The 20,088-nt window shown below is 60.8% G+C and carries 16 protein-coding genes; 9 read left to right on the top strand and 7 right to left on the bottom strand.

What is annotated here, in order from left to right; translation table 11 throughout:
• Positions 1 to 32: 32 nt before the first annotated feature.
• Entirely contained in the window at positions 33 to 2,057 is a 2,025-nt protein-coding gene (thrS, locus tag EDF70_RS12640; RefSeq protein WP_132273637.1) for a threonine--tRNA ligase, read from the top strand.
• Between the two features lie 88 nt (positions 2,058 to 2,145).
• Here thrS and EDF70_RS12645 read toward each other — a convergent pair whose 3' ends face one another.
• Positions 2,146 to 3,120, bottom strand: coding sequence for a hypothetical protein (locus EDF70_RS12645; RefSeq protein WP_132273638.1), 975 nt, complete (start codon positions 3,118 to 3,120; stop codon positions 2,146 to 2,148).
• A gap of 135 nt (positions 3,121 to 3,255) precedes the next feature.
• Here EDF70_RS12645 and EDF70_RS12650 point away from each other — a divergent pair, with 135 nt between their 5' ends.
• Together EDF70_RS12650 and EDF70_RS12655 are read left to right on the top strand one after the other, a co-directional pair.
• A complete protein-coding gene (locus EDF70_RS12650; protein ID WP_132273639.1) occupies positions 3,256 to 3,831 on the top strand; it encodes a nitroreductase in 576 nt (191 codons plus the stop codon).
• 2 nt (positions 3,832 to 3,833) lie between these two features.
• A complete protein-coding gene (locus EDF70_RS12655; RefSeq protein ID WP_132273640.1) occupies positions 3,834 to 4,448 on the top strand; it encodes a flavin reductase family protein in 615 nt (204 codons plus the stop codon).
• A 4-nt stretch (positions 4,449 to 4,452) separates the two neighbouring features.
• On the opposite strand, the gene EDF70_RS12660 is transcribed toward EDF70_RS12655, so the two are convergent.
• A complete protein-coding gene (locus EDF70_RS12660; protein WP_132273641.1) occupies positions 4,453 to 5,106 on the bottom strand; it encodes an aldolase/citrate lyase family protein in 654 nt (217 codons plus the stop codon).
• Positions 5,107 to 5,219: 113 nt separating this feature from the next.
• Between EDF70_RS12660 and EDF70_RS12665 the strand changes: the two genes are divergently transcribed.
• On the top strand, positions 5,220 to 6,392 hold the full coding sequence (locus tag EDF70_RS12665; RefSeq protein WP_132273642.1) for a DUF2336 domain-containing protein: 1,173 nt from the start codon (positions 5,220 to 5,222) through the stop codon (positions 6,390 to 6,392).
• 11 nt (positions 6,393 to 6,403) lie between these two features.
• On the opposite strand, the gene EDF70_RS12670 is transcribed toward EDF70_RS12665, so the two are convergent.
• On the bottom strand, positions 6,404 to 6,844 hold the full coding sequence (locus tag EDF70_RS12670) for a hypothetical protein (protein ID WP_132273643.1): 441 nt from the start codon (positions 6,842 to 6,844) through the stop codon (positions 6,404 to 6,406).
• A gap of 78 nt (positions 6,845 to 6,922) precedes the next feature.
• On the bottom strand, positions 6,923 to 8,119 hold the full coding sequence (locus EDF70_RS12675) for an AI-2E family transporter (protein ID WP_165932001.1): 1,197 nt from the start codon (positions 8,117 to 8,119) through the stop codon (positions 6,923 to 6,925).
• Between the two features lie 436 nt (positions 8,120 to 8,555).
• Here EDF70_RS12675 and EDF70_RS12680 point away from each other — a divergent pair, with 436 nt between their 5' ends.
• Positions 8,556 to 11,123, top strand: a complete 2,568-nt coding sequence (locus EDF70_RS12680; RefSeq protein ID WP_132273645.1) for an HWE histidine kinase domain-containing protein — start codon at positions 8,556 to 8,558, stop codon at positions 11,121 to 11,123.
• Positions 11,124 to 11,158: 35 nt separating this feature from the next.
• On the opposite strand, the gene parE is transcribed toward EDF70_RS12680, so the two are convergent.
• Positions 11,159 to 13,204: a DNA topoisomerase IV subunit B gene (parE, locus tag EDF70_RS12685; protein WP_132273646.1), complete on the bottom strand. Its 2,046-nt coding sequence runs from the start codon at positions 13,202 to 13,204 to the stop codon at positions 11,159 to 11,161.
• A 229-nt stretch (positions 13,205 to 13,433) separates the two neighbouring features.
• Here parE and EDF70_RS12690 point away from each other — a divergent pair, with 229 nt between their 5' ends.
• The 4 genes from EDF70_RS12690 (at position 13,434) to EDF70_RS12705 (ending at position 17,566) form a co-directional block, all read left to right on the top strand.
• Positions 13,434 to 14,324, top strand: coding sequence for an alpha/beta fold hydrolase (locus tag EDF70_RS12690; protein ID WP_132273647.1), 891 nt, complete (start codon positions 13,434 to 13,436; stop codon positions 14,322 to 14,324).
• Between the two features lie 143 nt (positions 14,325 to 14,467).
• Positions 14,468 to 15,247 carry a triose-phosphate isomerase gene (gene tpiA, locus EDF70_RS12695; RefSeq protein WP_132273648.1) on the top strand — a complete coding sequence of 260 codons (780 nt, stop codon included), beginning with the start codon at positions 14,468 to 14,470 and terminating at the stop codon, positions 15,245 to 15,247.
• A 108-nt stretch (positions 15,248 to 15,355) separates the two neighbouring features.
• Positions 15,356 to 15,796, top strand: a complete 441-nt coding sequence (gene secG, locus EDF70_RS12700) for a preprotein translocase subunit SecG (protein ID WP_132273649.1) — start codon at positions 15,356 to 15,358, stop codon at positions 15,794 to 15,796.
• Positions 15,797 to 15,937: 141 nt separating this feature from the next.
• A complete protein-coding gene (locus EDF70_RS12705) occupies positions 15,938 to 17,566 on the top strand; it encodes a CTP synthase (protein WP_132273650.1) in 1,629 nt (542 codons plus the stop codon).
• Between the two features lie 35 nt (positions 17,567 to 17,601).
• On the opposite strand, the gene EDF70_RS12710 is transcribed toward EDF70_RS12705, so the two are convergent.
• Positions 17,602 to 18,516, bottom strand: a complete 915-nt coding sequence (locus EDF70_RS12710) for a 2-dehydropantoate 2-reductase (RefSeq protein ID WP_132273651.1) — start codon at positions 18,514 to 18,516, stop codon at positions 17,602 to 17,604.
• Between the two features lie 83 nt (positions 18,517 to 18,599).
• Positions 18,600 to 20,036 (bottom strand): deoxyribodipyrimidine photo-lyase, encoded by a 1,437-nt coding sequence (locus EDF70_RS12715; RefSeq protein ID WP_132273652.1) that lies wholly within the window; start codon positions 20,034 to 20,036, stop codon positions 18,600 to 18,602.
• Positions 20,037 to 20,088 lie beyond the last annotated feature (52 nt).

The raw sequence follows: 20,088 nt of genomic DNA on the forward strand, positions 1-20,088 counted from the left end.
TTCGTTGGCGGGACTGGCTAGGAGAATTCAACATGTCCGTTTCCCTTACATTTCCCGATGGTTCCGTCCGCGTTTACGACGCCGGCACGACCGGCTCTGCCGTCGCCGAGTCGATTTCGAAGTCGCTGGCCAAGAAGTCCGTGGCGATCACCATCGATGGCGAGCTGCGCGATCTCTCCGATCCCGTCACAGACGGTGCGATCGAGATCGTTACCCGCACCGATCCGCGTGCACTGGAACTGATCCGTCACGATGCCGCCCACGTCATGGCCGAGGCCGTGCAGGAACTGTGGCCGCATACGCAGGTGACGATCGGCCCGGTCATCGAGAACGGTTTTTATTACGACTTCAAGCGCATCCATCCGGATAGCGGCGAAGACTGGCCCTTCACGCCCGACGATCTGCCGAAGATCGAAAAGAAGATGAAGGAAATCATCCAGAAGAACGCAGCCTTCACCAAGGAAATCTGGACGCGCGAAAAGGCCAAGCAAGTATTTGGCGACAAGGGTGAGGCCTACAAGGTCGAGTTGGTCGACATGATCCCGGAAGGTCAGGATCTGAAGATCTACAATCAGGGCGGCTGGTTCGACCTCTGCCGTGGTCCGCACATGGCCTCGACGGGCCAGATCGGCACGGCCTTCAAGCTGATGAAGGTTGCCGGCGCCTATTGGCGTGGTGATTCCACCAAGCCGATGCTGACGCGCATCTACGGCACGGCATGGGCCAGCCAAGAAGAACTCGACCAGTATCTGCATATTCTGGCTGAAGCCGAAAAGCGCGATCACCGCAAGCTCGGCCGCGAGATGGATCTTTTCCATTTCCAGGAAGAAGGTCCAGGCGTGGTGTTCTGGCACGGCAAGGGCTGGCGCATGTTCCAGACCCTGACATCCTACATGCGCCGCCGTCTGGCCGGCACCTATGAGGAAGTCAACGCGCCGCAGGTGCTCGATGCCTCGCTGTGGGAAACGTCCGGTCACTGGGGCTGGTATCAGGAGAACATGTTTGCGGTGAAATCCGCCTATGCGTTCACGCATGCGGATGACGAGGAAGCCGACAACCGCGTTTTCGCGCTGAAGCCGATGAACTGCCCGGGTCACGTGCAGATCTTCAAGCACGGCCTGAAATCCTATCGCGAACTGCCGATCCGTCTCGCCGAATTCGGTCTCGTGCACCGTTACGAAGCGTCCGGCGCGCTGCATGGTCTGATGCGCGTGCGTGGCTTCACGCAGGACGATGCGCACGTATTCTGCACCGACGAGCAGCTGGCCGACGAATGCCTGCGTATCAACCAGCTGATCCTGTCGGTCTACGAGGATTTTGGCTTCGAGGAAGTCGTGGTCAAGCTCTCGACCCGCCCTGAAAAGCGTGTCGGCACCGACGATCTGTGGGATCGCGCCGAAAGCGTAATGACGGACGTCCTGAAGACGATCGAGGAACAGTCGGGCGGTCGCATCAAGACCGGCATCCTGCCGGGCGAGGGCGCGTTCTACGGTCCAAAGTTCGAATACACGCTGAAGGACGCCATCGGCCGTGAATGGCAGTGCGGCACGACGCAGGTCGACTTCAACCTGCCGGAACGGTTTGGTGCCTTCTACATCGACCAGAACTCGGAAAAGACCCAACCGGTGATGATCCACCGCGCCATCTGCGGTTCGATGGAGCGGTTCCTCGGCATCCTGATCGAGAACTTTGCCGGCCACATGCCGCTGTGGTTCGCGCCGACGCAGGTCGTCGTCGCCACAATCACTTCGGATGCCGACGATTACGGTCGTGAAGTGGCCGAAGCGCTGCGCGATGCCGGTCTGCAGGTCGAAACCGACTTCCGCAATGAGAAGATCAACTACAAGGTCCGCGAACACTCGGTCACCAAGGTTCCGGTGATCATCGTCTGCGGTCGTCAGGAAGCCGAAAACCGCTCGGTCAACATCCGCCGTCTCGGCTCGCAGGCGCAGACGCCGATGTCGCTGGAAGACGCGATCACCTCGCTGTCCGATGAAGCGACACCGCCGGACGTCAAGCGCAAGCTGGCGGCCCGCAAGGCCAAGCTTTCTGCCTGATCTTAAAACAAAACGGCGCCTGTGTCTCACAGGCGCCGTTTTCGATTCATGTTGGACATTCGACGTGATCGGCGAAGCGTTGCCCGGATCATTCGAGGTCGGCGTTGGCCGTCTGGGCGTGTGCCGAAAGCAGAACGTCCACATCGGCGTTCTGGCCCGATTTCACGGTGAAGTCGCGCTGATAGATCTTGTCCTTGTTGCGGGCGACGGCGAGATAGTCGCCTTCGGACAGAACCATGGTCGAAAATGCGCTGACGCTTTCGTTGACGATATCGCCCGATGCGGTCAGCACCGACCATGCGGTATCGGCAATTGCCTCGCCGCCCGGCTGCGAAACCAGCTTCAGGGTGATCTGGGCGGCGCGGTGCTGCAACGTCGCTGTGGTCAGCTTGCCGGCCTCGACCTGAATATCGGCGCGGGCAACCGCGTTGACGCCGCCATATTCCGATACGACGTGATAGGTGCCGGCGTTAAGCCGCACGATGCTGTTCGGTTTGACGTCGGCAATCACCAGTCCGCGTTCGCCATCCTCGCGGGTTTCCGACGAATAGACGGAAAAGCTGAGCTGTGCGGGCGGAATACGGACATCGGAGCCGGTGACGGCGTTGAGCACGAAGCCGCCGGCATCGAGCACGACGGTCTGCTTGCTGACCTGACCGTTTTCCGGCACGGAGAGCTTGCGCGTCACACCGGCCCGGCCGAAGGCGACATTGACGAAATAGTCACCGGGCGCGAGCTGGAAATCGGCAGTGCCGCCATCCGAACTGGCCAGCAGCGGCAACTTGCCATCGGCGCCCGGAATGGGGCCGAAGACGCGCCATGCCAGCCCGTCCTTCATTGCTTCGCCGTCCTTCGTCAGCTTTGCTTCAAAGGCGATGTTACGGGCGGGCACGCCTGCCGGCGCGCCTGGCGTTGCTGAGAAGGCGTTGAGCTTCGGCATCTTGGTCGAGCCGCCGAGCTGCTTGAAATTCTGGAATGCGTCCTGGGCAAAAGACGGCGTGACCGACGCTGTCATCAGCGCGGCGCCAAGCATCACATATGCGGCAATGGAGGTTCTGGTCATTTCGCCCGGATTGACTCTTGCTGTTGCAGACTTCACTTGAAAACCAACGCCAAGGCAAATTCAAGGCCTGTGTCAAAAACGGTCCTGTATGCCGGATGCGTCCGTCATCGAACTGTCAATAATGCGAGTGTGACCATGGGCAATGATATCAAGCTGATCGACTACCTGCGCCAACGCCATTCCACGCCGGTGGCGCAGTATAGGGAGCCCGGTCCTTCGCAGACGGAACTGGAAGAAATTCTCCGTTTTGCGTCACGCGTGCCCGATCATGGCAAGATCGCCCCCTGGCGCTTCATCGTTTATCGCGGTGATTCGCGCGCCAGGCTCGGTAAGGAGTTTCTCCGGCTGTCTCTGGAAAAGGCTCCGGACATGCCAGAGGCTGCGCAGCAGGCGGAACTCAATCGCTTCACCCGCGCGCCTCTGGTCGTCGCCGTGGTGAGCACGGCTGCCCCGCACGGAAAAATCCCCGAATGGGAGCAGGTGCTGTCTGCCGGTGCGCTTTGCCTGAACATGGTGATGGCCTGCGAAGCGCATGGTTATGTCGCCAACTGGCGCACCGAATGGATCACCTATGACGCGCGCGTGCAGTCTGCACTCGGCATCATGGAAGGCGAAAAGGCCGCCGGCTTCATCCATATCGGCTCCAGCGATTTCAATACGCCGGATCGCCCGCGGCCGGAGCTTGCCGATATCGTCACCTGGACGGAGTGAGCATGTTTTACAGCACAGATGACAACCGCCACGGTCTGGCGCATGATCCGTTCAAGGCGATCGTGTCGCCACGGCCGATCGGCTGGATCGGCACCAAGGGGCAGGACGGCTCGTTGAACCTGTCGCCCTATTCGTTCTTCAATGCCATTTCCGACAATCCCAAGCTGGTGATGTTCGCATCGAGCGGCCACAAGGACAGTCTGCGCAATGCCCGCGACACCGGCGTCTTTACCGCCAGTCTCGCCAGCCGCCATCTGGCCGAACAGATGAATGTTTCGTCGATCAGCGTCGAGTACGGCGTCGACGAGTTTGCCATCGCGGGGATGACGCCGAAATTCGGCACGCTGGTCGATGCGCCCTTTGTGGGCGAGGCCTATGCGGCGCTGGAGTGCCGGGTGACCGAGATTGTCGAGCCGAAGACGATCGATGGTTCCAAGGCCGAAGCGATCGTTGTGTTCGGACAGGTGGTCGGCATTCACCTCAGCGAGGACATTCTTCGTGAGGGCAGGGTGGATATGGGCATCGCCCGGCCGCTTGGCCGCATGGGCTATCGCGATTATGCCGATGGCGGTGCCGATGTTTTTGAAATGACAAGGCCTTCGACGCCAAAGCGCTGAGCGGTCAGTCTGCGAAAACCGATTGGATGACCGGCACCTGCCAAGGCGTGCCGGTCATTTTTCCTGAAAAACCTTGCGCCCTGGCGTGCAGGCAGTTTGTCCGGAATGTGTCTGTATCGGGTTCCACTTCAGCGGTGTCGATTGCAACGACGTTTGTTGCTGCCGCTGCGAGCAGCAATGTCGCCCGCGCATTCGAGGCGACGTCGGCGCCAAGTTCTGCCTTTGCCCCCATAGCGACGGCAAGCGCTGCCGAATCCCAGCCGAGACCGATCAGACGGGCGCTCTTGTCCGCAAAACTCGCCGCCGCCAGCAGGCCATGCGGATTGTCACCTGCCATTGCAACGATTCGCGTCGCCCCCGCCGTCATGCCGGCGCGGGCTTCCGCCACCTGCAGAAGAACATCGAGATGCTGCAGGTCCGCGCCATGGCGTGCGCCGGACAGAAAAACGATGCCGGCACCTTTTGCCAGGCAGATGTCGAGCACCTGCGTCATGGCCGATGAAGTTACAGGCGGTAGCAGCGCGGCTCCGCGGTGATCGAGCGCGTCGGAACGTGGAGAATCGGCCACGTCACCACCATCACGCGCCTCCCGAAGGTCGGTGACCAGCGTGCCGGTGCCGGTTTGCGCGGCAGCGGAGAGAGTATTGGCGAATGGCACGATCAGCCATGATGTCGGCAGTAAAACAGACAGAAATACTCTCCGGGCGTGGTTAAGTCTTATGGTGAACCAATCTTAAACGATTTGTCCGTAGCGTGCAGTTCGTAGGGTGAATGCGGCTAACGCTCCTTTTGTATTGGGGTTTCGGGGTGATCGTACAGGCTTTTCTTCGTTGGGCGGAAACCGCCAGACCAGCAGACCGGGCAAAGGCTGCCCATGCGCTGGCACGGGGCTATCTTGCCTCATCCGTGCAGGATGAGAAACGTCAGGCGGCCGTCATGGCGCTGACGCATCTACTGGATGATTCCTCGCCCGTCGTACGCGCCGCACTGGCCGAGGCCGTGGCCGATTCTCCCGATGCGCCGCGTGGTATGATCATGTCGCTCGCCGAAGATCAGCCGCTGATCGCCTCCTCCGTGATCACACGTTCGCCGGTTCTGACCGATACCGATCTGGTCGATCTGGTCGGTCGCGGCAGCATCGTCACGCGGGCGCTCGTCGCTTCACGCCCCAACCTTTCACGCGGCATCGCTGCCGCCATTGCCGAAGTGGCGGGCGAAGAAGAAGCGCTGCTGCTGCTGGAAAATGAAACGGCTTCGATCACGCGTTTTACGCTGCGGCGTATTGCCGAGCGCCACGGCCACAATGCCGATGTGCGCAACATGCTGCTCGATCGCGAAGACCTGAGCGCCGATGCCCGTCACCTGTTGGTCAGCCATATCAGCGAGGCGCTCGCCGCCAGCGGCCTTATGCGCACGACACTGACCGCTTCGCGTATCGAATATGTCACCCGTGAGGCAAGCGAGGCGGCAACAGTCGCCATTGCCGGGACGGTGCGGCATCACGATATCGCGTCTCTGGTCGAACATCTTCGCCAGCAGGGGCGGCTGACGCCGGCATTCCTGATCCATGTCCTGTGTGGCGGCAAGGTGGATTTCTTCTCCGGCGCCATCTGCAATCTCTCCGGTCTTGAAGATCAACGGGTCCGCTCGATCCTCGCCACAGGCCGCATGCACGCCGTGCGGGCGCTGTTCGAAGCCGCAGGGCTTGAGCGGTCCATTGCCGTGGTTTTCGTCGAGGCCGTGCTGTTGTGGCGGGAAGCGGCGCGTTCGCCGATCGGTTTTTCGCTGCAGAGCATCTGCCAGCCTTTGATCGAACGTTTCAGGGCGCAGGCGCAGCCGATGACACCGCTCGCCGAGATGCTCGACATGATCGAAAAACTGCATCTGATGGAAGAGCGCCTGCTGGCGCGCTCCTATGCCAGCGATCTGGCCTTTGCGGCCTGATCGTCAGGCGGTCAGTCCCTGAATTTCTTAGCGACCCAGGAATAGCTGTTTTCCACCAGGCGGACAGGCTTGCCGAGCAGCGTGCGCATGCCGTCGCTGCTCGGCAGGGCCGAGGTTACGCGGTTGATGGCGCGTGCGGCCATGCCGCGCTCTTCCTCGCGTTTTTCCGCCTCCGTTGCGGGTGTCTTTTCAGCCGGTTTGGCCGCAGTCTCGGTGTCCGGCTGTTGCGGGCGCGGCACGATGTTGTCGGCTGTCTCCGGCGCAGTCGGATCCTGACAGACGGCGATGACGACGGGGTAGGAGACGTTGGCGAAGGACGCCAGCTGCTGTTCCGAAACCGCGTTGCACATCTCGATGGAGGGCCAGCGCTGCTGCAGCGTGGCGATATACTGGCAATCCTTCACAGCGTCGTCGCAGCCGAGAATGGTCATGGCGATGATGGCGGCGTTCATAAGCGTCCCGGTTCTGTTTCCTGTCCGAGCTTATGACAAGGATCGTGACGCCAGCAAGGCAGGCTGGCGTCGTGCAGATCAGGAAGAAGCGGCTTCGCGACGCGCCGCCGGTGTTTCGGTCGCTGGAATGTTTGCGGCCTCGGCTTCACGCGGTTCCGACAGCTCCACCTCGCGCACCCATTCGCGCCAGACGGCAACCAGCAGCGCCATTAGCACCGGGCCGATGAACAGGCCGAGAAAACCCATCGTCTTCACGCCGCCGATAAGGCCGAAAAAGGTTGGCAGGAATGGCAGCTTGATCGGGCCGCCGACGAGACGCGGGCGCACCGTCTTGTCGACGATGAACAGCTCGACACTGCCCCAGACAAGAAGTGCAATACCGGCAAACACCGAACCGCTGGCAACGAGGTAGATCGATACGAGCGTGAAGGAGAGCGGCGCACCGCCGGGGATCAGTGCCATGATGCCGGTGATGACGCCAAGCGTCACGGGTGAGGGCACGCCGGCGATCCAGTAGGCGATGCCAAGCACGATGCCCTCGCCGATGGCAATCAGCGTCATGCCTGTGACGGTGGAGCTGATCGTGGCGGGCACGACGCGCGAAATGCGCTCCCAGCGCGACGGCAGGATGCGTTCGCCGATCAGGTCGATCTGGCGGGAGAAGGAAGCGCCGTCGCGATAGACGAAAAACAGCGCGATCAGCATGAACAGCAGCGTCAGCACGAGGTGGAAGGCGCCGCCGCCGGCCGCCACCACCGCGCGGTAGATATTGCCGATATTGGCGCCGCTGACGATCTGGATATATTCGCCGATCGCTCCGGGCTGGCCGATATGGCTGGCCCACTGGACGTTCAGCCAATCACCGACATAAGGCAGGGCGATGATCCATTCCGGTGTCGGCGAACCGATGCGGTTTGCCTCCAGTGCCCAGCCGACCCATTCGCGCACTTCGCCGGTCGTGTAGGAAATCGCGATGCCGATCGGCACAAGCAGGAAGGTGACGATGAACAGGATGGCAATCGTCGCGCCGAGCGTGGTGCTGCCGCCGATGCGGGCAAGAAGGCGACGGTAGAGCGGCCAGCTGGCAAAACCGATGACAAGGGCTGCCAGCACCGGCACGATGAAACCATGGAAGAAATAGATGCCGGCGAAAACGACCAGAACCAGCAGCCAGCGCGCCGCCGAAATCGATGGAATTAAAGCAATACTCGAAGAAGCAACCGGGCCAAGCCAACGCGGTTCTCTGGATGGTGTCTTTTTGTCAGATGCACTCACAGCCGCTTGCTCTTCCCTAAAATGTTGATCAGCATATGGGCCATGTGACCCCGCTGCGCAAGGGAACCCCATGTCGGCCGGATCGCAACCCTCTCTCTTGCGATTGATCAAGTTTACGATAGAAATATGAAGATCGTGACAAACGGGCCGGCTGTGCTTCAGCCATTTCGTCGATGTTTCATGAAACCTTCGGCGTAATCTGGAAAACCGGAAGGTCATGCTCTATCTGCTCACGTGCTAAAGCGCTGATATCCGCCTGTATTGTCTGGTATCGGTCGGCTTATGCCTTCGGGAGGAATTCGAGACGTACTTGCCGGTCGGCAGCGTCGGGAGGTTTTTCGGAGTTTCTGGGATTTGGTGGCGCGTGAACCTGTCGATGACGATGGGCCAGCCGCATCGGAGGTGGGATCGAGTTCCGCCTTCAGGGAAAATGTATATGCCTGACAAGATGACGGTCGATCTAACCAACTGCGACCGCGAACCGATCCATATTCCAGGCAGTATCCAGCCGCATGGTTGCCTTCTGGCATGCGATGCCACCGGTGCCGTTGTTCTGCGCCATTCCGCCAATGCGGCCGAAATGCTCGGCGTTTCCGGGCAGATCAACGGTCTTCGTCTCGATGAAGTGATCGGCGGTGAGGCGGCACACACGCTTCGCAACGCGCTGGCGACTTCCGATGACCCGAGCCGCGCCGCATTGCGCATGGGCGTGCGCGTCAACGAGACCGGCGCATTTGACGTTTCCGTGCACCGTATAGAAACCTCGGTCATCATCGAGTTCCAGCCCGCGGCCGAACATTCGGACCAGCCGCTGGAAACCGCACGCATGCTGATCAGCCGGGTGCGCAGCATTTCCAGCATCAACCAGTTGATCGAAAAATCGACGCGGCTGATGTATGCGATGCTCGGCTACGACCGGGTGATGGTCTACCGTTTCGAGCAGGACGGCGCCGGCCAGGTGGTCAGCGAATACAAGCGTCGCGACCTCGAAAGCTTCAAGGGACAGTATTTCCCGGCAAGCGATATCCCGAAACAGGCGCGCACGCTCTACCTGCGCAATACGATCCGAATCATCTCCGACGCCGAAGGTCACCGTGTGCCGGTCGTGCCGACACTGGACGAGGCGGGCTTGCCGCTCGACCTGTCGTTTGCGCATCTGCGCAGTGTTTCGCCGATCCATTGCGAATATCTGCGCAATATGGGCGTCGGCGCCTCCATGTCGATCTCGATCGTCATCGACGGTGAGCTGTGGGGTCTGATCGCCTGTCATCACTACAGCCCGAAAACGCTGTCTCTGACGCAGCGTGTGGCTGCCGAAATGTTCGGCGAGTTCCTGTCCATGCACCTGAGCGCACTGCGCCAGAAGCAGATCCTCGACACCACCAACGATGCCCGCCGTTTCCTTGACCAGTTCCTGCAGACCGCATCGCATCATACCGATCTCGGCGGCCTGCTGCGGCGCTCCGTCGCCGAATTCCGGGCAATGGTGCCGTGCGATGGCATAGGCCTCTGGCTTGAGGGCGAATGGACGCCATCCGGCATGACGCCACCGCTCGAAGCGATCGCGCCGCTGGCCGATTTTGTCGGTTCGGCCGCCAATAGCCGTATCTGGTCGACGCATAATCTGGTGGGCGATATTCCCGACGCGGAAGCCTATGCGGGCGAAGTCTGCGGCGTACTGGCGATCCCATTGTCGCAGCGCCCGCGCGATTACCTGTTCTTCTTCCGCCGCGAAGTCGTACAGACGCTCAACTGGGCCGGAAACCCGGAAAAATCCTACGAGACGGGACCGCTGGGCGACCGCCTGACGCCCCGCAAAAGCTTTGCGATCTGGAAGGAAACCGTTCACCGCCAGTCGCAGCCGTGGACCGATGGCGAGGAAGAGATCGCCGAGGCGATCCGCTCCGTGCTCGTCGAGATCGTTCTGCATCACAACGAGCTGCTGGAGGACGAGCGCGGCAAGGCCGACGTGCGTCAGCGCATGCTCAACGAAGAACTCAACCACCGCGTCAAGAACATCCTCGCCGTCATCAAGGCGTTGATCGGCCATCCGGTGCAGGAAGGCCGCAATCTTCAGGATTACATCGCCACCTTGAAGGGCCGCATTCAGGCGCTCGCCTTCGCGCATGATCAGGTCGTGCGTGGCGGCGATGGCGGTGCCTTGCACGAACTTCTGGAAGCCGAACTGAAGCCCTATCGTGATGGTGCGCGTACGGTGTCCTTGCTCGGCCCCTATGTGTGGCTCGACAGCCGCGCCTATTCGGTCATGGCGCTGGTGCTGCACGAACTGGCAACGAATGCCGCCAAATACGGGGCCCTGTCGGTGACCGGCGGCCTGCTGGAAATCAACTGGCAGAAGCTGGATAATGGCGATTGCGAGCTGACATGGGGCGAAAGCCATGGCCCGGCCGTGGTGCCGCCCAAGCGCGCCGGCTTCGGCACCGTGCTGATCGACCGCAGCGTGCCGTTCGAACTCGGCGGCAAGAGCAAGGTCGAGTATGCAGCAGAGGGAGTGCAGGGACGGTTTCTGATTCCGGCCCAGCATATCCACATCGCCGAGACCGAAATTATTCCGGAACTGGCCGAGCAGGCGGCCGAACAGCATGGCGCATCCACGCCGCTGATGTCGGAGCTCGCCCTTCTGCTGGTCGAGGATCAGATGCTGGTGGCGGCCGATGTCGAAACCATGCTGGCCGACCACGGCATCTCCAAGGTGACCACCGCGCCGTCCGCTTCGGAGGCGCTGCGCCGCCTGCGTGATTTTACGCCCGACGTTGCCATTCTCGACGTCAATCTCGGTTCGGAAACCTCGCTGCCGATCGCCGAGGAACTGACGAGGCGCAATGTGCCTTTCGTTTTCGCCACCGGCTACAGCGACCGCGCGATCATTCCGGCAAGTTTTGACGCGCCGGTGGTTCGCAAGCCCTATGAGGCGGCGGCACTGATCTCGGCTGTGATGAGAGTGCTTGAAGAGCACAGAAAAACGCCGCCCCAGCAGGACTGAGGCGGCGTCTTAAAAATCGTCCATCCGTAAAAAAATCAGATGTCGAGATTGTCGGCAAAAGCCGCGCGTTCCTGAATGAACCGGAAGCGTGCTTCCGGCTTTGTCCCCATCAGGTTGTCGACGGCCTCGCGCGTGCCTTCGAAATCGACGTCGTCGATGGCGATGCGCAAAAGCGTGCGCTTGCCGGGGTCCATCGTGGTTTCCTTCAGCTGCGCCGGCATCATTTCGCCGAGGCCTTTGAAGCGACCGATTTCGACCTTCTTGCCCTTGAACATGGTTTCCATCAACTCCGCCCGGTGGGCGTCATCGCGTGCGTAGGCGCTCTTGGCGCCCTGGCGAATGACGTAGAGCGGCGGCACGGCCAGATAGAGGTGATTGCCGCGGATCAGCTCCGGCATTTCCTGATAGAAGAACGTGATCAGCAGCGAAGCGATATGCGCGCCGTCGACATCGGCATCGGTCATGATGACGATACGCTCATAGCGCAGGTCCTCGTCGCGGTATTTCGTCCGCGTGCCGCAGCCGAGCGCCTGGATCAGGTCGGAAATCTGCTGGTTGGCCGACAACTTGTCACGGCTGGCCGAACCGACATTGAGGATTTTGCCGCGCAGCGGCAGGATCGCCTGGTTCTTGCGGTTACGCGCCTGTTTGGCCGATCCGCCAGCCGAGTCGCCCTCGACGATGAACAGTTCGGCACCTTCGGCGGTGTTCTGCGAGCAGTCGGCCAGCTTGCCGGGCAGGCGCAGCTTGCGCACTGCCGTCTTGCGGTTGACTTCCTTTTCCTTGCGGCGGCGCATGCGCTCTTCGGAGCGCTCGATCACCCATTCGAGCAGCTTTGCCGCTTCGTTGGGATTGCCGGCAAGGTAGTGGTCGAAGGGGTCACGCAGCGTGTTTTCGACGAGGCGCTGGGCCTCGACGGTCGCCAGCTTGTCCTTGGTCTGACCGACGAATTCCGGCTCGCGGATGAACACGGACAGCATGCCGACGGCGGAAATCATCACATCGTCGGTGGTGATGTCCTTGGCACGTTTGTTCTGAGTCAGGTCGGCGTAGTTCTTCAGGCCCTTGGTCAGCGCGATGCGCAGACCGGCCTCGTGCGTTCCACCTTCCTGCGTCGGAATGGTGTTGCAATAGGAGTGTACCTGCGGATCACCACCATACCAGGTGATCGCCCATTCCATCGCGCCGTGACCGCCGGTCTTTTCCGTGCGACCGGAAAAAATGTCGCGGGTAACGGTAAATTCCTTGCCGAGCGTCGCGGCCAGATAATCCTTCAGACCACCCGGAAAATGGAAGACGGCCTTTTCGGGGATCTCGCCACCTTCCGGAACGACGCCGGGATCGCAGCTCCAGCGGATTTCGACGCCGCCGAACAGATAGGCTTTCGAGCGCGCCATACGAAAGATGCGGCCGCCATCGAATTTGGCGCGATCGCCAAAGATCTGCGGATCAGGATGGAAACGCACGCGGGTGCCGCGACGGTTATGCACATCGCCGAGTTCCTGCAGTCCGCCCTGCGGCACGCCGCGGGAAAAGACCTGCTTATAGAGCTTGCGGTTACGGGCAACCTCGACTTCGAGAACGTCCGACAAGGCATTGACGACCGAGACGCCGACGCCGTGCAGACCGCCCGAGGTCTCATAGGCATCGCCGTCGAACTTGCCGCCGGCATGCAGCTTGGTCATGATCACTTCGAGCGTCGACTTGCCAGGAACCTGCGGGTGGTTTTCCACCGGGATACCGCGTCCGTTATCGCTGACGGTCAAGAAACCTTCGGCATCGAGATGCACTTCGATGAAATTGGCGTGGCCGGCCACCGCTTCGTCCATCGAGTTGTCGATGACTTCGGCGAAGAGGTGATGCAGCGCCTTTTCGTCGGTACCGCCGATATACATGCCGGGCCGCATGCGCACCGGTTCCAGACCTTCCAGAACGCGGATCGACGACGCGCCGTATTCCTCGCCACTCGATGTGGTGGGAGCACGCGGCTCGGTCTTTTCGCGCACGGGCGCCGGAGCTGGTTCTGCTGCCGCGGGCTTGGGTTGCGCGGGCATGCTGGCGAAGAGGTCGTTGTCATCCATAGGCGGCGTCGTTACACCCTGTCTGCGTGAGAGCCAAATTTTTTCGCGATAATGCGATGTGAGGCCGTCCCGTTTGCGTGACGTTTCGAATCACCCGCAATTCTGCCAGAAAGCAGGGCTTTTCGCGATGCCGTACGCAACGGTCATAAAAGCGGCCTTTGGCGAAGTGATGCTTTGCCGGTCGTTCGAAGGCAAGATTGAAAGGGTCACAGTCACCATGAAACGCCGCATGTCCACAGCTCTTTTGTCGCGTGTCACGCTGGTTCTGGCCGTTTCTTTGGGAGGTATCGCGCCGGTATCGGCAGCTGAAGGACCGCTGAAGCCGTTCAAGGACGAGCTGTTTTCGAAGCAGACGGTGCTTGAGACCAAAGATGGCGGCGCTTTCAAGGCCATCGATTACCAGGAAATGCGCGATATCAACGGTCGCGATTCCGAACCGGAACGACGGGTGAAATCGCAATATGTGTCGCTCGGCGTGCGTCGTGCCCAGGAAAACGAAACGCTCACCCTTGGCAGCCGCAGTCTCGATGTGACGCGCGTCGGCAAAAGCGAAGGTGCTGCCTTCACCGTGATTTTCATTCACGGTCGGGGAGGGGATCGCCGCCTCGGCGTCAACGATTACTCGTTTGGCGGCAATTTCAACCGGCTGAAAAACCTCGCCGTCGAAAACGGCGGCACCTATTATTCGCCGAGCGTGCGCTCGTTCGATGACAAGGGCGTGGCCGATATCGCCGCGCTGATCCGCTATGCTTCTGAAAAATCCGGCAGCCGGCCGGTGATCCTTACCTGCGCTTCTATGGGTGGTTTCATCTGCGCCGGCATCACGCGGGACAAGGCAGCCGTTGCGAACCTCGCCGGCATGGCCGTTCTCGGCGGCCCGCCGGATCCGGATTTTCCGGCATCGGCGGCAGCGAAGGCGCGTATCCCGGTATTCTTCACCCATGGCAGCGTCGACAAGGTCTACAAGGCCGAGGACCAGATGGGCATCTACCGGGCACTGCTGGCCAAAAACTATCCGACCCGCTTCACCCTGTTCGCCACCGGCGGCCACGGTACGCCGGTCCGCATGAGCGACTGGCGCGAGATCCTGAACTTTCTGCTTGTTAACGCGAAAAAATGATCAGTGTTAACCACTGTTCTGAACCGTTTTCACGTTTTTGAATACCAATTTGCCGCTGAACTGTCTAAGTACGTCTTGTCCGTCTGGCGTGAGCATTTTTGTGCCGGCGGATGATACGGAACAGGGATGAGGACAGAGCTTACATGACGCCAGACATACGCCCGCTGATCGCCGGAAACTGGAAGATGAACGGCACCCGCGCCGAACTCGATCAGATCAAGGCCATTGCGGATGGTGTGAAGACGCCGCTTTCGGAAAAGGTCGAAACCCTTCTCTGCCCGCCGATCACCCTGCTTTATGTAGCGACCGCGCTCTGCGACGACAGTCCGCTGCTGATCGGCGCACAGGATTGCCACCAGAAGGTTTCGGGCGCCCATACCGGCGATATTTCCGCCGACATGATCGCCGACTGCTTTGGTACCCATGTCATCGTCGGCCATTCAGAGCGCCGTGGCGACCATGCAGAGACCGACCATCTGGTGCGCGCCAAGGCCGAAGCTGCCCATGAGGCGGATCTGGTTGCCATCATCTGCATCGGCGAAACGCTGGATGAACGCGACGCCTACCAGACGCTCGATGTTCTGAAACGTCAGATTTTCAATTCCATCCCGGCCGGCGCGACGGCCGAAAACACCGTTATCGCCTATGAGCCCGTCTGGGCGATCGGCACCGGCCTGACGCCGACCAAAAGCGATATCGAAGTGGCGCATGCCTTCATGCGCGCCGAACTGATCGAGCGCATGGGCGAAGAAGGCCGCGGCGTACGTATTCTCTATGGCGGTTCGGTGAAGCCGGGCAATGCCGGAGAAATCATGGCAATCGACAATGTCGATGGTGTTTTGGTGGGTGGTGCGAGCTTGAAAGCGGACGACTTTCTTGCCATCTACGCCGCATGTGAACCGCTCGTGGCGGAAACAGCCTGAGGTAAAGCGCGTAAAACGTGCTGCAAGGGCTTTTAAAGCGCGCGCGCCTCGGCTAAAGAGCCGCAAAGATTTGACTGGGCCTCGGCATCCGGGGCGGACTGGATTATTATGCAGACCGTATTGATCGTCATCCATCTCCTGATCGTGCTCGCGCTTGTCGGCGTCGTGCTGATCCAGCGTTCCGAAGGCGGCGGCCTTGGTATCGGCGGCGGCTCCGGCTTCATGTCGGCACGCGGCACGGCCAATGCGCTGACCCGCACCACCGCGATCCTGGCGACGCTGTTCTTCATCACCTCGCTTGGGCTGGGTATTCTGGCTCGTTACGAATCGCGTCCGACCGATATTCTCGATCGCATTCCGGAAGCGCAGCGCGGTACGGGCGGTGGCATTCTCAACTCGCTCGGCCCGGCACCGGCGACCCCGCCGGCAAGCAATGGCGTACCGTCCGATGCCGCTCCGGCCAATGGTGGCGCCAGCGCCCCGGCGGCTGGAAACGCCACGCCGGCACCGGCTCCGGCCGATCCGTCGGCTGTCCCGACCGGTCAGTAATACCGGTCGAAAGTTTGAACCTCCGGCAGGCCAAAAGCCTGCCGGTTTTGTTTTGTGCAGATTCTCGCCGCCGCTTTTCAACAGAAGAACGGACATTAGGGGCTGGCGGAATCAATCGTTAAAAGGTAACCGGTGACTCCCATGGCGCGATATGTATTCATCACAGGCGGCGTGGTTTCTTCCCTCGGGAAGGGAATTGCGGCCGCGGCCCTCGGAGCTTTGCTTCAGGCGAGGGGTTACCGGGTTCGGCTTCGCAAGCTCGATCCTTATCTCAACGTTGATCCGGGCACTATGAGCCCGACCCAGCACGGCGAGGTCTTCGTGACCGACGACGGCGCTGAGACGGATCTCGATCTCGGTCACTACGAGCGGTTCACGGGCCGTTCGGCGACCAAGACCGACAACATCACCACCGGCCGGATCTACAAGAACATCATCGACAAGGAACGTCGCGGCGATTACCTCGGCGCAACCGTTCAGGTCATTCCGCACGTGACGAACGAGATCAAGGATTTCGTCACCGAGGGCAATGACGACTACGATTTCGTTCTGTGCGAAGTCGGCGGCACGGTCGGCGATATCGAGGCAATGCCGTTCATGGAAGCGATCCGCCAGGTCAAGAACGACCTGCCGCGCGGAACGGCGATCTATCTGCATCTGACGCTGATGCCGTATATTGCAGCGGCGGGCGAATTGAAGACCAAGCCGACCCAGCATTCCGTCAAGGAACTGCAGGCGCTCGGCATCCACCCCGACATCCTGCTCGTCCGTGCCGATCGCGAGATCCCGGAAGCCGAACGCCGCAAGCTGTCGCTGTTCTGCAACGTCCGTCCGTCGGCGGTCATTCAGGCGCTCGACGTTGCCAATATCTATGACGTTCCGGTCGCCTATCACAAGGAAGGCCTCGACAACGAGGTTCTGGCAGCCTTCGGCATCGAGCCGGCGCCCGCGCCGCGTCTGGATGCCTGGGAAAATGTATCCAGCCGTATCAAGCAGCCGGAAGGCGAAGTGACGATTGCCATCGTCGGCAAGTATACGGGCCTCAAGGACGCCTACAAGTCGCTGATCGAAGCCCTGCATCACGGCGGCATCGCCAATCAGGTCAAGGTCAAGCTCGAGTGGATCGAGTCGGAAGTTTTCGAAAAGGAAGACCCGGCGCCATACCTCGAAAAGGTCAACGGCATTCTCGTGCCGGGCGGCTTTGGCGAGCGCGGTTCGGAAGGCAAGATCAAGGCGGCGCAGTTCGCCCGTGAGCGCAACGTACCTTATTTCGGTATCTGCTTCGGCATGCAGATGGCGGTCGTCGAAGCGGCGCGTAACCTTGCAGGTATCGAAAACGCATCCTCGACCGAGTTCGGCCCGACCAGCGAGCCAGTCGTCGGCCTGATGACGGAATGGGTGAAGGGCAATGCGCTTGAAAAGCGCGCGGCAGCCGGCGATCTCGGCGGCACGATGCGCCTCGGCGCTTACGCTGCGAGCCTGAAGAAGGACACGCGGATTGCCGAGATCTACGGATCGACCGACATTTCCGAGCGTCACCGCCACCGTTACGAAGTCAATGTCGACTACAAGGACAAGCTGGAAAGCTGCGGCCTGGTATTCTCCGGCATGTCGCCGGACGGCGTTCTGCCGGAGACGGTGGAATACCCGGATCACCCGTGGTTCATCGGCGTTCAGTACCACCCGGAACTGAAGAGCCGTCCGCTCGATCCGCATCCGCTGTTCAAGAGCTTCATTGAAGCGGCTCTGGAACAGAACCGGCTTGTGTAAAACAGTTCAAGACCCGGCCTCGGCCGGGTCTTTTGTTATGTGCGCGCAGACATTGCCGCATTTTCGTCGCTGATGGTTGTTAGCAATGCCAGCATGGCGCCGTTGAGCGGCGTGGCAACGCCGTGACGCTGTCCGGCCTCGACGACGGCGCCGTTCAGCGCCTCGATTTCAAGCGGACGTCCGGCAAGGCAGTCGAAATACATCGAGGTGCCTGCTTCCGGTGGATAACCGAGAAACGTCTCCAGGATTGCCTCAGCCTCATCCTCACGCAACTGCGCGCCCTCGGCTCGACCAACCGCGACGGCCTCGCGCAGAATGCCAAGCGAGAGATCCTGTATGTCCGTGCGCTGGAAGACACCGAGCCTTTGACGTGTGAGAGCCGTGATCGGGTTGGCGATGACGTTGACGAGCAGTTTTCGCCATTGATAGGTGATGAATTCGGCGCTCTGGCCGACATCGATCGGCGTGCCTTCGAACAGGGCTACAAAGGCATCGGCTTGCGGCACGGCGGGAACCAGCAGGTCGTGCCCGCGGATATGGCGGAGCCGCACATGGTCCGGTGCCAACCGCTCGCCGTTGTAATAGACAATCGCCGGCAGCACCGTGGCAGCATTCACATGAGGACCAACGCGCTGCTCATGCGCAATGCCATTCTGCAGCACGGCGACTGTCGTCTGCGGTGTGCAGAGGCGTTCGAGCCATGGAGCGGCAGCTGCAACGTCTTGCGCCTTGGTGCAGAGGACCACCCAATCCACCGGTTCGGCAAGGCGCGGGTCGGTCAGCGTCGTCAGTGGTATATGCGCACGTTCCTCGTTGTGGTCGAACGTCAGCGCATCGATCTGCCTGCGGGCACAGGCGATGACATGGTTATCCGGTGACAGGCTCAGGCAGGCCGCGGCGACACCACCGATCCCGCCAAGTCCGACGACTGCAATTGTTCGCTTCGCCATGCCTGCTCCTCCGTTCTGGAAGAAACAGCGTAATCGCAGAAGACCTTCGTTGAAACGTCAATCCTGCCACATGCGGTACGGGTTCAGCCTCTAAGGCCCTTATACGCCGCCAGCGCCCGGTCGCGCGCCAAACCGTGGTTGACGATTGGCCTGGGATACTGCTTTCCAAGCTCGACGCCGGCATCGGCCAGAACATGGTCCGGTGCATCGAAGGGCTTGTGAATGTATTTTTTCGGCAGCTTTTCCAGTTCCGGCACCCAGCGACGCACATAATCGCCATCGGGATCGAATTTTTCACCCTGCAGAATCGGGTTGAAGATGCGGAAGAAGGGGGAGGCATCGGCGCCCGAGCCGGCCACCCATTGCCAGTTGGCGGTGTTGCTGGCGGGATCGGCATCGAGCAGCGTATCGCGGAACCATTCCTCGCCGCGCCGCCAGTCGATCAGCAGGTCCTTGATCAGGAAGGATGCCGTGATCATCCGCACGCGGTTGTGCATGTAACCGGTCTGCCAGAGCTCGCGCATGCCGGCATCGACGATCGGGTAACCGGTCATCCCCTTGGTCCAGGCGGCAAAATCCCTGGCATCGAACTCCCATTCGAACGCATCGAACTTGTCGTCCCAGTTCTTGGTGCGCAGCTCGGGAAACTCGACCAGCAGATTGTAGCAGAAATCCCGCCAGGCCAGTTCCTTGCGGAAATGCACGAGATCGTCCTTGTGGCGTGCGGCAAGCCCGTTGGTGGCATGCCAGATGCGGGCCGGAGAGATTTCGCCGAGCGCCAGATGCGGCGACAGTCGTGATGTCGATTCAGTGCCCGGAAAATCGCGACCGTGTTTGTAGTCGTGCAGATCGGCATCGATCAGGTCTTCGAGCTTTTCCTGCGCGCCGTCCTCGCCGGGTGTCCAGAATTCTGGAAAGCCAGCGGCCCAGTTCGGTCTGGTCGGCAGCAGGTTCCAGCCATCGAGCGATTCCGAACGGGGATGGGTGTCAGGTGCGGCAATGGCGTCCGGTGCGTCGGTTGGCTCGCCCGGCTCGCCGAGCTTCTGCATGGCGTTCCAGAATGGCGTGTAAACCTTGAAAGCATTGCCCGAGCCGGTGCGGATGGTTTTCGGATCGTGCAGCAACTGGCCATGAAAAGCGCGGATGCCGATGCCGGCTTCCTTCAGCGCAATGGCGATATCGCGATCCACCGATGTGCGTTCATAGGCGCGGTTGACGAAGACCAGATCGGCGCCGGAGGTGCGGGCGATATCCTGCAGCACCTCTTCGGCGGCACCCGAGCGCAGTGTCAGATCATTGCCATGGGATTTGAGGTTTTCCCGCAGATTGACCAGCGAGTGATGCAGCCACCAGGCCTGTGCACCACCCAGCGGACCGATGTCCGGCATTTCCGGTTCGCGGATATAGACGCAAATGACCGGACGGCCGGTTTCGACGGCGGCGTGCAGTGCGTGATTGTCATCGAGCCGCAGATCGCGGCGGAACCAGAAGATGACCGGCGTCTTTTTGTCTTCAGCCACACGGGCCTCCTTGGATTGGATTACCGGGGACTAACGCGCGAGCCCGGCAAAG

It is taken from the genome of Neorhizobium sp. JUb45, from assembly GCF_004343585.1.
Classification (GTDB): domain Bacteria; phylum Pseudomonadota; class Alphaproteobacteria; order Rhizobiales; family Rhizobiaceae; genus Neorhizobium.

What these genes read in the sequence shown, in the direction of transcription:
- thrS (WP_132273637.1), top strand. Translation starts at nt 33, where the DNA reads ATGTCCGTTTCCCTTACATTTCCCGATGGTTCCGTCCGCGTTTACGAC.
- EDF70_RS12645 (WP_132273638.1), bottom strand. Translation starts at nt 3,120, where the DNA reads ATGACCAGAACCTCCATTGCCGCATATGTGATGCTTGGCGCCGCGCTG.
- EDF70_RS12650 (WP_132273639.1), top strand. Translation starts at nt 3,256, where the DNA reads ATGGGCAATGATATCAAGCTGATCGACTACCTGCGCCAACGCCATTCC.
- EDF70_RS12655 (WP_132273640.1), top strand. Translation starts at nt 3,834, where the DNA reads ATGTTTTACAGCACAGATGACAACCGCCACGGTCTGGCGCATGATCCG.
- EDF70_RS12665 (WP_132273642.1), top strand. Translation starts at nt 5,220, where the DNA reads ATGCGGCTAACGCTCCTTTTGTATTGGGGTTTCGGGGTGATCGTACAG.
- EDF70_RS12670 (WP_132273643.1), bottom strand. Translation starts at nt 6,844, where the DNA reads ATGAACGCCGCCATCATCGCCATGACCATTCTCGGCTGCGACGACGCT.
- EDF70_RS12680 (WP_132273645.1), top strand. Translation starts at nt 8,556, where the DNA reads ATGCCTGACAAGATGACGGTCGATCTAACCAACTGCGACCGCGAACCG.
- parE (WP_132273646.1), bottom strand. Translation starts at nt 13,204, where the DNA reads ATGGATGACAACGACCTCTTCGCCAGCATGCCCGCGCAACCCAAGCCC.
- EDF70_RS12690 (WP_132273647.1), top strand. Translation starts at nt 13,434, where the DNA reads ATGTCCACAGCTCTTTTGTCGCGTGTCACGCTGGTTCTGGCCGTTTCT.
- tpiA (WP_132273648.1), top strand. Translation starts at nt 14,468, where the DNA reads ATGACGCCAGACATACGCCCGCTGATCGCCGGAAACTGGAAGATGAAC.
- secG (WP_132273649.1), top strand. Translation starts at nt 15,356, where the DNA reads ATGCAGACCGTATTGATCGTCATCCATCTCCTGATCGTGCTCGCGCTT.
- EDF70_RS12705 (WP_132273650.1), top strand. Translation starts at nt 15,938, where the DNA reads ATGGCGCGATATGTATTCATCACAGGCGGCGTGGTTTCTTCCCTCGGG.
- EDF70_RS12710 (WP_132273651.1), bottom strand. Translation starts at nt 18,516, where the DNA reads ATGGCGAAGCGAACAATTGCAGTCGTCGGACTTGGCGGGATCGGTGGT.